The sequence below is a fragment of the Pseudoclavibacter endophyticus genome (assembly GCF_008831085.1).
GTDB lineage: Bacteria > Actinomycetota > Actinomycetes > Actinomycetales > Microbacteriaceae > Pseudoclavibacter > Pseudoclavibacter endophyticus.
The window spans coordinates 396,392-409,423 of the sequence record NZ_WBJY01000002.1 but is presented as its reverse complement, the minus strand read 5'-3'; the positions used below and the strand labels follow the sequence as shown (position 1 = coordinate 409,423).

At 66.4% G+C, this 13,032-nt stretch carries 13 protein-coding genes; 2 read left to right on the top strand and 11 right to left on the bottom strand.

The window, feature by feature from the left end:
• Positions 1 to 225: 225 nt before the first annotated feature.
• A complete protein-coding gene (locus F8O04_RS11540) occupies positions 226 to 846 on the top strand; it encodes a nuclear transport factor 2 family protein (RefSeq protein ID WP_158029518.1) in 621 nt (206 codons plus the stop codon).
• 37 nt (positions 847 to 883) lie between these two features.
• Here the strand turns inward: F8O04_RS11540 and F8O04_RS11535 are convergent, their stop codons facing one another.
• The 10 genes from F8O04_RS11535 to F8O04_RS11490 all read right to left on the bottom strand — a co-directional run bounded on the left by F8O04_RS11535 (position 884) and on the right by F8O04_RS11490 (position 11,253).
• Positions 884 to 2,062 (bottom strand): serine hydrolase domain-containing protein, encoded by a 1,179-nt coding sequence (locus F8O04_RS11535; RefSeq protein WP_158029517.1) that lies wholly within the window; start codon positions 2,060 to 2,062, stop codon positions 884 to 886.
• Positions 2,063 to 2,089: 27 nt separating this feature from the next.
• Positions 2,090 to 2,869: an SDR family NAD(P)-dependent oxidoreductase gene (locus F8O04_RS11530; RefSeq protein WP_158029516.1), complete on the bottom strand. Its 780-nt coding sequence runs from the start codon at positions 2,867 to 2,869 to the stop codon at positions 2,090 to 2,092.
• A gap of 14 nt (positions 2,870 to 2,883) precedes the next feature.
• The gene (locus F8O04_RS11525) at positions 2,884 to 3,705 is read right to left on the bottom strand and encodes an HpcH/HpaI aldolase family protein (RefSeq protein WP_158029515.1); all 822 of its coding nucleotides are present in this window, start codon (positions 3,703 to 3,705) and stop codon (positions 2,884 to 2,886) included.
• Between the two features lie 5 nt (positions 3,706 to 3,710).
• Positions 3,711 to 4,622: a cupin domain-containing protein gene (locus F8O04_RS11520; RefSeq protein ID WP_225735024.1), complete on the bottom strand. Its 912-nt coding sequence runs from the start codon at positions 4,620 to 4,622 to the stop codon at positions 3,711 to 3,713.
• 13 nt (positions 4,623 to 4,635) lie between these two features.
• The gene (locus tag F8O04_RS11515) at positions 4,636 to 5,568 is read right to left on the bottom strand and encodes a BKACE family enzyme (RefSeq protein WP_158029514.1); all 933 of its coding nucleotides are present in this window, start codon (positions 5,566 to 5,568) and stop codon (positions 4,636 to 4,638) included.
• Positions 5,569 to 5,598: 30 nt separating this feature from the next.
• Positions 5,599 to 6,501 carry a DUF6282 family protein gene (locus F8O04_RS11510; RefSeq protein WP_158029513.1) on the bottom strand — a complete coding sequence of 301 codons (903 nt, stop codon included), beginning with the start codon at positions 6,499 to 6,501 and terminating at the stop codon, positions 5,599 to 5,601.
• Positions 6,502 to 6,583: 82 nt separating this feature from the next.
• Positions 6,584 to 7,141, bottom strand: coding sequence for a carboxymuconolactone decarboxylase family protein (locus tag F8O04_RS11505; RefSeq protein ID WP_158029512.1), 558 nt, complete (start codon positions 7,139 to 7,141; stop codon positions 6,584 to 6,586).
• Positions 7,142 to 7,146: 5 nt separating this feature from the next.
• Positions 7,147 to 8,736, bottom strand: a complete 1,590-nt coding sequence (locus F8O04_RS11500) for an ABC transporter substrate-binding protein (protein ID WP_188726416.1) — start codon at positions 8,734 to 8,736, stop codon at positions 7,147 to 7,149.
• A 35-nt stretch (positions 8,737 to 8,771) separates the two neighbouring features.
• The gene (locus F8O04_RS11495) at positions 8,772 to 10,121 is read right to left on the bottom strand and encodes an NtaA/DmoA family FMN-dependent monooxygenase (RefSeq protein WP_158029510.1); all 1,350 of its coding nucleotides are present in this window, start codon (positions 10,119 to 10,121) and stop codon (positions 8,772 to 8,774) included.
• A 352-nt stretch (positions 10,122 to 10,473) separates the two neighbouring features.
• A complete protein-coding gene (locus F8O04_RS11490) occupies positions 10,474 to 11,253 on the bottom strand; it encodes an IclR family transcriptional regulator (RefSeq protein ID WP_188726415.1) in 780 nt (259 codons plus the stop codon).
• Positions 11,254 to 11,649: 396 nt separating this feature from the next.
• Here F8O04_RS11490 and F8O04_RS11485 point away from each other — a divergent pair, with 396 nt between their 5' ends.
• The gene (locus tag F8O04_RS11485) at positions 11,650 to 12,129 is read left to right on the top strand and encodes a MauE/DoxX family redox-associated membrane protein (RefSeq protein ID WP_158029508.1); all 480 of its coding nucleotides are present in this window, start codon (positions 11,650 to 11,652) and stop codon (positions 12,127 to 12,129) included.
• Between the two features lie 30 nt (positions 12,130 to 12,159).
• Here the strand turns inward: F8O04_RS11485 and panC are convergent, their stop codons facing one another.
• Entirely contained in the window at positions 12,160 to 13,032 is an 873-nt protein-coding gene (gene panC / locus F8O04_RS11480) for a pantoate--beta-alanine ligase (RefSeq protein ID WP_158029507.1), read from the bottom strand.

Sequence of the window (13,032 nt, the reverse complement as noted above, 5' to 3'; positions counted from 1 at the left end):
CAGTGCGCAGATCCCCGTGAATCCGCATGAGACTTCGACCTGCCGGAGGACTGCCGGCGCATGAAAGGGCTTGCGCGCGAGCGCTTTGGAGCTCGGAGGTTGACAGGAAGCGGACACTGTGACGATCCTTGACCGTACTATGAACCGACACGCTGCATTGTGAACGTGGCGCGCGCTGCTGCGCGCCATGCCAATGAGCGGGTCCCATCAACGGAGAGAAGTTCCATGCGACGCACCGGTGACCCGCACGAACAAGCCCGTTTCGACCGCGACGACCTCCTCGATCTGGTACGGCGCGAACGCTTCGCTCGAGATCAGCGCCACTTCGAGGTCATGCGCGCGTGCTTCCACGACCAGGCACACGTTCGAACGAGTTGGTTCGACGGGACTGGGCCGGACTACGTCGAGGAGACGCGCCTGCGCATCGATGCATCCGGCAATAGCAAGCACTGGGTGTTTCCGGCATTCGAGCAGGTGAATGGCGACCGCGCCACGGTCGAGAGCCCGGCGATGATCTTCAATCGCGTCGTTCTCGAGGGTGTTGAGGTCGATTTCCACGTCTACTGTCGATTCTTCTCACGGGCAGTTCGGGTCGATGAATCCTGGAAGCTCCTCTCCTTCGAGGTCCTTTTCGAACGCGATGTGCTGAAGCCGGTCGACCCGGACGAGCGCACGCCGATCGACCGCGAGGTCCTCGCGACCCTTCGCCCGTCATACAAGTTCCTCGCCTACATCCACTACTCGCGCGGCAGGACGGTGAATCCCGACCTCTTGGGCGACGACCGACGCGATGAGCTAAACGCGTTCCACGAGAACGAGGCACGCTGGCTCGCAGACACGGAGTAGTACCCGCGCGCGGCACCCGTGAGGAACGGGGCGCTCGTCACACGAGCGCCCCGTATGCCACCGTCTGGAACTCCGCCAAGAGGCGCCCATCAGACGGCATCTGCTGCGCACAGAACACGGCCACGAACTCTTCCCGGGGATCGACGAGGAAGCGGGTCGTCGCCGCCCCGAACCATCCGAACGTCCCCGGGCTGCCGAGGTTGCTCTCGCTCGCCGGATCGACCGTCACCGAGACCCCGAGCCCGTACCCCGCTCCGGGGGCGGGGCTTCCCGGCGGGAGCCGATCGATGCCTGGCGGAAGATGATTCGAGCACATCAGCTCGACGGTTTTCCGTGCGAGCACGCGTTCCCCGTCGAGCTCGCCACCTCGGCGCAACGCCTCGCCGAAGCGAGCGAAGTCGATCGTGGTGCCCCACAGGCCGATCGTCCCGAAGGGTCGGTCGGCGAACCGCTCGTAGGTCGGGATTCCCGATGCTGCGCCGGCGCCGTGGAGATCGACGACTCGAGATCGTTGGTCGTCGGGCACGCCGTAGGCGGTGTCGATCATCCCGAGCGGACGAAAGACGCGATCCGTCAGGTAAGCATCGAGAGGTCGCCCGGACAGTCGTTCGATGAGGTGCGCCTGCACATCGTGACCGAGGCCGTACACCCAGCGCTCACCGGGCTGATACAGCAGAGGCATCTCGCCCAACGTCAATATCGCCTGGCTGAGAGACGGCGACTGCGCCAGCGTCAGCCCGCGCTCGCGGTACAGCGCGTCGACGTGTGTGGGGCCGATGCCGGAGACGAACCCGGGTGTGTGACGCATTGCGTCGAGCACGGTCGGCGAGCGCTGCAATTCGTCGTACTTCGGAGCCCCCGACTCGTCATAGCCGGCGTGCACCCGCAGGCCGGCGAGCTCGGGGAGGTGCAGTTCGAGCGGGTCGGTGAGCTGGAACCGTCCCTCTTCGTAGAGTTGCAGGAGGCCGACGGAGACGACGGGTTTCGTCATCGAGTACTGGCGAAAAATTGCGTCGTGCCGCATGGGTTCGTCGCCAGAGCGACTCATGTCGCCGAATGCGGCGTGCATCCCGATGCGTCCCCGGCGCATGAGGACGATGACCGCCCCGGCGACCCGCTCCTCGCTGATGGCGCGCGCGGCGAAGTCGGTCACGCGCCCCAATCCCGCTTCATCGAGCCCGGCGCGCTGGGGAGTCTCGGTCTGGAGCGTTTCCATGGTTCTCCTCGTGTTGATCCACCGCGGCTACGCGGTATAGCCGCCGTCGACGGTGAGGACAGCGCCGCTCACATGACTCGCGCGGTCGCTGAGCAGCCACGCCGCGCTCTGAGCGACCTCTTCCGGCGCACCCGCCTTGCGCAGCGGAGTCGCAGCGATTCGAGCCTTCACGCCGTCGGGCAATTCGCCGTCCGGTTTCATCACCATTGAGGTGAGGACCGGACCTGGCGCAACGACATTCACCCGTATTCCGTCGGGGCCGTTGTCATGCGCCGCAGTACGTGTCAGGCCGATCACCGCGTGCTTCGTCGCCTGGTATGCGCCGAATCCGGGGCTGCCGCGGAGTCCGCCGATGCTGCTGACGTTGACGATCGCTCCCGAGCCGGCGGGGCGCATGACGCGCACCTGCTCGCGCAGGCAGAGCCAGACGCCTTTGACGTTAACGTTCATGACCCGGTCGAACTCGTCCTCCGACACGTCATCGAGCCGGCCGCCCTGACCGATGCCGGCGTTGTTGAATGCACCATCGAGTCGGCCGAACCGCGAGATCGTCTCGTCGACGAAGCGCGCGACATCGTCCGCGACCGCGACGTCGCCCGAGACGGCGGCGGCGTCATGTCCGCCACGTGTCAGCTCGTCGACGATCTCGCGCAAGCGCTCCGACGACCGTGCGGCGAGCATGACCGATGCACCTTCGGCGGTGAACACGCGCGCGGCCTCGGCCCCGATTCCGCTGCTCGCCCCGACGACCAAGACGACTTTCCCTGCGAGGAGGCCATTGTCCGGCGCGGTGCCGCTCTGTTGCATTGCATTCCCATGACTCATTGGTCAATGTCCTTTCGACGACGCACGCCGTCATCGTGGCGATACTGTGCCGTGCGCCCCGCTGTAGCGGCGGCACTCAGCGCTGCCGCCAGGAGGGTCGCGTCATTGCTCATGACGCTGAACGAATAGCCGTTGTCTGCGGCCGCCTGCACCGACTCGGGGGCGACGCCGCCGGCGTTGCCGATCGGCGTGCCCGCAGAGCGCGCGGCCGCGACCGCCTCCGCCATCAGTGCCTGCACGACAGGATCGGACCCAGCGCGCCCCTCGGAGGCCGCCAAGTCCGTGGAGCCGATCAGCAGTGCATCCACACCGGGAACCCTCGCTATGCCCGCTGCGTTCTCGACCGCGAGGGCGCTCTCGATCTGCGCGATGAGGACCGCTTCTTCTTGCCCGTAGCGCACGTACTCGTCGTATGACCCGAGCCCCCATGCACCGGCTCGACTGGTCGGCCCCATCCCGCGGTCGCCCCGCGGCGCGAACCGCATCGCCGCAACGGCGGCTTCAGCGTCGGCGGCCGTGTCGACGTGCGGCAGCATGATGCCCTCGGCCCCAGCGTCCAGCAACCTCGACACCATCCCGCCGTCGAGCGCGGGCACACGCGCGATCGGTGACAGGCCGGCCAGCAGTGCGACACCGATCTGGCGAAACGCCGTCTCGGTGCTCATGGCCGAGTGCTCGAGGTCGATGACGACGAAGTCGAAGCCCGCGGCAGCGGACATCTCGATGCTCTCCATTACCGGGAGCTTGACCCAGGTCCCGATCGCCGGCCGGTCAGTATCCGCAACGGCCGCGCGGAAGCGGCTTCGCCGTGTTGGCATGGCGGTCACTCGGCGGGGTAGTCGTCGGCGTTGAGCACCCAGCCGGCCTCCGCGAAGTCCTCGCGCGGCGGCGCGAAGATGTCGAGGAGCTGCTGGTGCGTGCCGCTGCCCTGTGACGTGTGCACGGTGGGCGGCGGGATGATGCACACCGACGGCGTGCCGACGTCGCGGTGCTCGTCGTCGCGCCACAGCGTCGAGTCGGGGCCCCACGGGTACCGGACATGGTGGGTGAAGCGCCCCTTGACGCCGAACGAGAGCTGTTCGAAGTCATCGTGGAAGTGGGGCGAGAGTTTCGTCGCGTCACGCGGGCCGGTCTCTTCCGGCACGAAGTTCACCATGAGGTTCGTCGTGCGGAAGATGCGCCCGAACCGGTCTGGCGAGATCGGTGCATCCGCGAGCGGGTAGACGCGCAGACGGAAGCCGCCTTGCGGATCGGGCCCAGGGCGCAGCGGCGCGACGCGGAGATCGGGGTCGGCGTACGCGTCGGCGTTCAGCGCCGCCGTGCGGAGGTCGTCCGCGTTGGCGGAGAAGAGCCGAACGAGCACCCCGTCTTCGAGCACCTCGACCGTGCTCGCGCCCGGGGGCACGACGGCGAAGGCCGGCTCGGCCACGACGTGCTCGTCGCCCTTCGCGACGATGCGCATCGGGGCGCTCTCGGAATAGCTCAGCACGGTGTACTCGTCCGGCTGATCGGCGCGCCGGAAGACGTCGCCCGCCTTCGCCTCGGTGAACGAGAGCACGGCGTTGGTCGATCGTACGTGCCAGGTGCGACTCCCGCGTTCCGTGACCTCGTTCGGCTCGAGCTCGAGGAATTCGAGGTATTGCGCGGGCTTGACCGGCAGTGATGGGTCGGCGGGATTCGATTGCGCAGGTGGCGCGAGTTTCGATCGAATGTCGTCGGCGGCATACATCGTCATAGGAGATTCCCTTCTAGAGAGTGAGCCGGTCGCGCCCTTTGAGACCGAGCATTCGTCGTGCGTCGTCGGGGGTGGCAATGGTCTTGCCCATGCCTTCGATGACTGTCGTGATGCGTTCGACCTGTTGCGCATTGCTGACGGCGAGTTCGCCCGGGCCGATCCACAGGCTGTCCTCCAGGCCGACTCGCACGTTGCCGCCGAGCGCCGCGCTTCGCTCGGCGAAGGGCATCTGCTGGCGCCCCGCTGCGAAGGCGGAGAACTGGTAGTCGTCACCGAACAGCTTGTCGGCCGTCTCCACCATGTGGTCGAGGTGCTCGGGGTCGGCCCCGATTCCGCCAAGGATGCCGAAGACCCCTTGGATGAAAAACGGTGGCGAAGCCAGCCCCCGATCGGCGAAATAGGCGAGTGAGGTGAGATGGCCGATGTCGTAGCACTCGAACTCGAACCGGGTGCCGCCGTGCCGGCCGAGCGTGGTGAGGATCGTCTCGATCTGCTCGAAGGTGTTGATGAACGGATTCCCGTAGCTTCTCTCGACGTACGGCTTTTCCCAGTCGTGTTTCCAGTGCTGCACGCGTTCGGCGATGCCCGAATACACCAAGTTCATGGAGCCCATGTTGAGTGACGCGAGCTCGGGGCTGAAGCGCTTCGCCCCCGCGAGCCGTTGCTCCATCGACATGGCCGGCGAGCCGCCGGTGCTGATGTTGACGACCGCGTCGGTTTGGCTGACGATCGGCGGCACGATTTGCTCGAAGACGGAGCTGTCGAACGCGGGCCGGCCATCGGGGTGCCTCGCGTGCAGATGGATGATCGCGGACCCGGCCGCCACCGCTTCGAGCGATGCCGTGACGATCTGCTCCGCGCTGAGAGGCAGGTAGTCGCTCTGCGAGGGAACATTGATGCTCCCCGTCACGGCAGTGCTGATGATGACGTTCTGCGTTTGACGCATGACTGCTCCTCCCTCTGCGCGCGTGGCGCGTCAGGCCGCCTCGTCGAAACCGATGAGATACGTGGGCGTATCGACGAACATTCGTCGGAGGTCTTTCTCCGGCACCCCGCGGTCCAACAACGCCGTGGCAACGTAGATGAACGCGTCGACGGGATGTGTCCGGCCTATCTGGCCGAGATCCGAGGCGAAATAGCTTCGCTCGATGCCGACCACCTCGAGCCACTCCATGAGCGTGTCGATCTCGAAGAACGGCTGCTCATTCGGCAGGTACATGCCCACTTCATGCTCGAGATACACCCCGAGATCTGCGAGCTCCTTCCCCTGCTGCGGCGTGAGATCGGTGATGAAGTTCGGGTGACTGGCGACCATTCGTTGCACCCCTCGGTCGGCCCCCACTGAGAACACCTCGAACATGTCATCGGCATGCAGATGCCCCCCGTTGAACACCGCCCCCGACTCTTCGACGATGTCGGCGATCTGCGCCACTTCGGGACGGAGGGCGCCCGAGTCGTCGTGCACGAGCACCGGAACCGTTGTCAGCTGCACCGCGCTCTGCGGGAACCCCTGTGATACCGCCTGTTCGTGGTACTCGATGTGCCGGCGTGACGAGAAAGTGGGGAACCATACGACTTTTCCCCCCATCCGCACGCACATCTCGACGGCGTACGGATTGAGGCCGCCGACCTGGTTGTTCAGGGCAACGCCGCCAAAAGCCTTGGTGCCGATTCCCTCGAAGGATCGGTAGGCGGCCTTCATATCCATGACCGTGCTGTGGTGGTGCGACTTCGAAACGAATGCCCGCATGTTGATGCGGTCACCTTCGCGTGCGGCCTCCACGTGATCGAATTCGCGCGGGAACGGCGCTGGGCCCGAGTGGCAGTGCATGTCGACGAGACCGTCAAGTAGTTTCGTGACAGCGGGACTGGCTTCCATAAAAATCTCCTCAATATCGAACGCGATGGTGATGCTTCGCGGCGCCCGACGCGGGCGCCGCGAAACGCCGTCGCGGGTGTGGCTACTCCCCCGGTGCCTTCACGCCGAACACGGCCAGCTGGGTGGCGATCATGTCGTAGAAGCCGACGAGCGACACGAGTTCGAACAGCCGGCGTTCGCCGAGCACGTCGACCGCCGCGGCGTACTCCGCGTCATCCAACGCCTGCCTGTCGAGGAGGGAGATCGTGGTCTCGAACACGGAGCGTTCTTCGTCGGTTGCAAACGCCGGAGGCACGCGTGTCGCCAGGCCCTCGACCTCCTCCTCCGAGAGCCCCGCGGTCATGCCGGCCCGCCGGTGCGCGAACACCTCGAAGGAACTGGCGCGGTGGTGCGCGTGCAGCAGCACGGCGATCTCTTTCGACCGGCTCGAGAGACCCAGCTCCGAGCGCAGTGCGCCACTGAACGAACGGAAGATCTGTGCCAGGCGGGGGTTGAGCAACCACAGGCCGGGTGGGCCGGAAAGCCCTCCTTCCGTCGGATGCGGAACCGCGAGGGCCGGGCCACCCCGGAACGTCGCATAGACCTCCTCCTGCTGGGGAGTCATCTGCTCGGGGAGGATGCGCGCGAACCGCTCGTTCATCGGGGTCACGCCTTCGGGGTGAGGCTGGTCCATGGCACGCGCGAGGTATCCACGGGCTTCTCGGTCTGTCCGTCCCATCGCGTGGTATTCGCGGACGGGAATGTGCCGTTGAACCAGACGAGCGGCGCGTAGATCATGACCTCCGCTGCCCGCTCCGACATCGCGGCGAAGGCTTCACTGCGCTCGTCGACGTTCGAGGTAGCGGCTGCGGCATCGACGGCGGCGTCGATCTGGTCATCGCAGAGCTGCGACGGGTTCGCGGACGGGAGCTTCTCCTCGTTGCAGGCGTACCAGTTGGCCAGCGCGAGACTCGGGTCTGCGCCTGAGGTGTTCGGGATGAGCACGAGGTCGAAGTCACTGTCCGTGAAGACGGCCTCGGCGAAGACCGCACCCGCCGAACCCATGAGGTTGAGGCCGATGCCGACCTCGGCCAGCTTTGACTGCGCGACCTCTGCAATGGCGGCGGTGTCCGGGCGTGCGGTCGAATAGCGGATATCGAGCGTGAACCGCTCGCCGTTGTCGCCTCGGGGGAAGCCGGCATCGTCGAGGGCCTGGTTGATCGCGTCGACATCGTGAGGAAACTGTTCCAGTAGGTCGACGTTCGGGCTGTTGGCCCAGCCGAGTGCCTCCGGGAAGAAGGTCCTCGCAGGTTCACCCAGCCCCTGCAGCACGTCGTCCGAAATGTTCTCACGATCAAAAGCGGCGTATACGGCCTGACGCACGGCAGCATCCTGCAGCGATTCACCGAGCGCGTTGAACCCGAGGGAGACGACCTGCGGGTGCGCGGTCTCCTCCAAGAACACGGTGTTCGGGTCTTCTTCGACGCGCGGGCGCTGCGAGAAGGGCACGATGCCCTGGTCGATCTCGCCCGAGAACAGGGCTTCGGCGCGGCTGTTCGCGTCGCCCATGATCGGGAACACAGCGCGGTCGACCGCGATCTCACCGCCCCAGTAGTCGGGGTTCTTCAGGAGGGTGACCTCTTCGCCCGACGAGTACGACTCGAACATCATCGGCCCGGTGCCGATCGGGGCCATGTTCGCGTCGTTCGTGATGTATTCGGTGCCCTCATAGATGTGCTGAGGAAGCATGTAGTGCTGGCTGATGGCTTCGAGCAACGGCCCGAAGGGCTCGCTGAGGGACAGGGTGACCTCGGTGTCGCCTTCGATCTCGATCGACTCGAGCACGCTCTCGATCGACCAGCTGTACGACGACACCGGGTCAATCTCCTCGAAGTTGAACTTGACGTCTTCGGCGGTGAACGGCTCTCCGTCGTGCCACGTGACCCCCTCGCGCAGGGTGAAGACGAGCTCCAGCCCGTCGTCACTCAGCTCCCAGCTCTCCGCCAGTCCGGGAGTCAACTCGTAGTCGCTCGACATGAAGATGAGGGGCTCGAGCATCTGCGCGCTGAACATCGATGCCTCGGGAACCCGCACGAACTGCGCATTCATCCCTCGAGGGTCATCGTCGATCGCGAACACGTACGTGAGGGTCTCGCCCTCCCCGCTGTCGGCGGTGGCACATGCCGTCAGCGCTAACGCGCCGACCGCTGCAATGGCGATCGCCGCGCCGCCCCTCTTTTTCAGGGTCCTTCTCATGTTCATTGCCTACTGCCTCTCTGCAGAGCCGATGTTCACGGTTTCGTCTTCACATATTTCGCGCGGACGCGCGCGACGTCGTCGTCTGAGACCATCAGTCCCGAACGCTCTCGGAACGTGTCCCCGACGTAGTCGGTCGGGAAGTATCCGCGCTCCTGAAGCTCGGGAACGAGGAGTTCGAACATGTTGTTCATTCCCTCGGGGACACTCGGTGGGTTGAAGTTGTAGCCGTCGCAGGCCCGCGCCTCGAACCAATCGATCATGCTGTCCGCGATGCTCGCGGGCGTGCCGATCAGGAAGCGATGTCCGAGTGAGCGCGAGACGTGCACCATGAGCTCACGCAGGGTCAGCTCTTTCGCGAGGTCGCGGAAGAGGTACCAGCGCTTCACCCGGTTCGCTCCGGCGATGAAACGCTCTTGCGGGATGCGGTCGCCCGGCTCGAGGTCACTGACGTCAAGGTCGAGCGTCTTTTCGAGCGTGTCGCGTGCGCGCGACTCGACGATGCAATCGGCCAGCTCGGCCGCGAGGTCGTCCGCCTCCGATTGGGTCGCCCCGACGACCGGCATGATGCCCGGCAGGATTTTCACCCGCTCCGGGTCGCGACCCTTGTCGCGGACCCTCTGCTTGTACATATTGTAGAACTCGATCGCCGCGGCCTTCTCGGGCTGCACGGCGTAGATGATGTCGGCGTAGGAGGACCCGAGCTCAATGCCGTCGGCCGATTGGCCCGCCTGCACCATGACCGGCCACTCCTGCGGCGATCTGGGGATCGTGAGCGGCCCCTGCACGCCGAAGAACTCGCCGCGGTGGTTGATCTCCCGAATTCGGTCGGGATCGACCCACAGCGCGTTCGCTCGATCATCGACGACCGCGTCCGCATCCCAGGTGTCCCAGAGCTTCGTGACGACGTCGACGAACTCCATCGCCCGCCGGTAGCGCAGTTCTGGAAGCGGCATCTCGTCACGCCCGACGTTCTCGTTGCCGCGCGTCGAGGTCACGATGTTCCACCCCACCCGGCCACCGGTGAGGGCATCGAGGCTCGCGAACTGTCGCGCGACCGTGTACGGCTCGCTCCAGGAAGTCGACTGCGTGCCGATCATCCCGATCTTGTCGGTGTGCCCGCTCAGTGCGCCCATAACCGCGATGGGTTCGTACAGGGATGCGCCGCGGTAGTTCCCGTCGCGCAGTCCCTTCGCCCCGTAGCTGTCCGCGAAGAACACCGCGTCGAGGCGTGCGCGCTCGGCCGCCTGCGCCATGTCGCGAATGAGTGACAGTTGTCCGATCTCGTCGGCGCGGCTGCTCGGCGAACGCCACGCGTCGTTGTGGAAGCCGAAGCCGACCATGAACATCGTCAGCACCAGCTGCCTGTCCCGTGCCTGGGCCATTCCCTCACTCCTTACGGTCGGGGCGCGATCGCGCCGCGAGACCTGTCGCCCTCATGTGTGGAGCGACAAACTCGCCTCCACCTCGGCGCTCCGCGTCGTCGCGGATGCTGTTCGCATGCCAGTGTTGAAGTTCAGCATATGACACGCATTGGTCGGTGTCTAGGGCGACCGGCGATCTGTTATCACCGGAAAGGCCGTCGACGATCGGCCCGCCGCGCGCGAACAGGAGCCGGCACGCGGCGTCACGCGCAGTAGGTGCCCGAAGGGGATGGTCCCTTATCGGTTCAGTCTGAGAACACTGCGATTGCGATGCGTGCACCGAGTGGCGGGCCGACACCCCTCGCGCTCGAGGTCACTCCTCGACGATCGCGCTCGCCCCCATCGCCCCGCCGAGGGCGCGGGCCGACGCACGAAGACTGTCGGCGGCCCTCGACGTCACGTCCAGGGGAAGCATGTCGTTCGTAGCGACCAAAGCGAGACTGGCGCAGATGCTGTACTCGTCGAAAACTGGTGCAGCCATGGCATGGATGCCGTAGCCGTCCGACCCCACTGCCAAGTCGCCCGATTCGGCCAGGTCACGCACTTCTTCCCGCAGCGCTACGCGCTGTCGATCCGGAAGGGTCGCGATCAAGCGCTCGACACGGATTTGGTCTCCGAGATGAGCCAGAAAGACCTTCGACTGCGCCGTGACCAGCGACAGTTGAGTGCCGACGCGCACCGTCACGACGATCGAGCGCGTCATCTCCTCTTCCACACGGGAAACGATCGGGCCGGTCGAGCCCCACAAGCTCAACACCGTGGTCAGCCCGGTCGTCGAGCAGAGATCGCGCATGAAGGGCGGCGCGAGATCGACGACCTTCCGGCGGCCGATCGCGAATGCGCCGAGCTGGACGAGCAGCGCTCCCGGCACGAACGTGCCCGGTTCGGCGCCGCGCTCAAGGAGGCCGGCCGCCACCAGCGACGTGCAGTATCGATAGGCCGTCGTGCGGTTGAGATCGAGAAGCTCGGCCGCCTCAGCCGCGGTGATCTTGGGTCGTTCAGGACCAAAGACACTGAGAATCTGCGCGGCACGGTCGACCGCTTGGATCTCGGCGCCACCAGCGCGAGCCTCGTCTTTGTCCTGGTCAGCCACTACAACTCCGTTCGAAGACGCGATCGTCGGTCCGGAACGCCTTGCCCACAGCGTCGAACGCGGGATTCACGATATGAACCGAAGCTAGCATTGATGAGGCGTGGCACTTGGCTCGTTCTCCCAGCCTCCACGGGTGAGCCAGCCTTACAACACGTGCTTTCCCCAGGCAAGCGCATACCACTTTTGCGACCGTCTGTCATCATGGTGAACTTGAAAGTCTCCATATGGACAATTGTGCCCACCAGAGCGCGTCTGACTCCGCTGAGCGTCGACGCAGCATTGGGAGTGACGATCTGGCACCATGTTCGGTGGTCACGCCGCCTCACGCCCGGACCTCCGCCGAGCCGCCCATCGCGCGTGCCCCACCGCGCCCACCCCTGATCTCCCCGGAGCCCTATGCTCACGCCTGTCTGGCTCATCTGCACGGCCGCGCTCGCCGTCGTGCTGGGCTACGCGGGCATCGCCAAAATCCGGTCGCCCCGCTCCGTCGATCGCGCATTCCGTGACCTCGCGGTGCACCCGCTGCTGGCACGCCCGTGGATGCGCCGGGCGCTCCCGTACGCCGAGATCGCTCTTGCCGTGGCTCTGCTCGCGGCGTGGGGGTGGGCCTCGATCGTCACAGCGGTGTGCGCCGCGCTGCTCATGGCCGCCTACCTCGTGTTGATCGCGAGGGCCGTCATGCAGCGCGAAGACGTGGTGTGCAACTGCTTCGGCGGCAACGGCGACCGCCCGGTCAACGGCTGGACACTCATGCGCAACCTCGCGCTCATGGTTGCTGCGGCCCTCGCGCTCGAGGCGGTGCTGCTCGACTCGGCCACGCGGGGGGCACCCTGGCCAGTGTTGGCCTTCGAGTGGCTGACCCTCCGCTTCGGTTGAGGCGGGGCAGGCCGCCAGCCAGGCGCACCTCTACTCGCGCCCGCCCTCGACCATCACGGTGGCGTTGTCGATCAGTCGCGTCGAGCCGACCCGCGCCGCGATCAGCACGAGGACCTTGCCCGCGTAACCGGGGGCGGGCGGTGTGAAGGTCGCGGGGTCGACGGCCTCGACGTAGTCGGCGGCGATGCGCTCCTCCGCGGTGATGACCGCGCGGGCCGCGGCCACGACGCCCGCGACGTCGGCGCCTCGCGCGGCAGCCGCATCCGCCGCCCTTAGCGCCCGCGGGAGGGCGAGCGCCGCGTCGCGCTCGTCGGCGCTGAGGTAGACGTTGCGGCTCGAGCGCGCGAGCCCGTCGGGGTCGCGCGAGATGGGCGCTCCTACGATCTCGACGGGCAGGTTGAGGTCGCGCACCATCTGCTCGATCACGAAGAGCTGCTGGGCGTCCTTGCGCCCGAACACGGCCGCGTCTGGGAGCGCGATGTTCAGGAGTTTCGCGACCACCGTGAGCACGCCGTCGAAGTGCCCGGGCCGGTGCGCGCCGTCGAGCACCGCGGCGGCGGCTCCCCCGCTGATGCGCGTCTCGGTCGCGCCCCCCGGGTACATGTCGTCGACGGCGGGCGCGAACACGTAGTCGACCCCGGCCCCGTCGAGCGCGGCGAGGTCGGCGTCGAAGGTGCGCGGGTAACGCTCGAAGTCCTCGCCGGGCCCGAATTGGAGGGGGTTCACGAACACCGAGGCGACGACGGCGTCGGCGTGCCGGTGCGCGAGCTCGACCAGGCTCAGATGGCCGCCGTGCAGGGCACCCATGGTCGGCACGAGCGCGAGGCGGGCATCCGGATGCGCCTTCCGCCACGCTCCGAGCGTGGCGCGGGCTTCGGCGATGGTGCGAAGAACGGTGGGCAT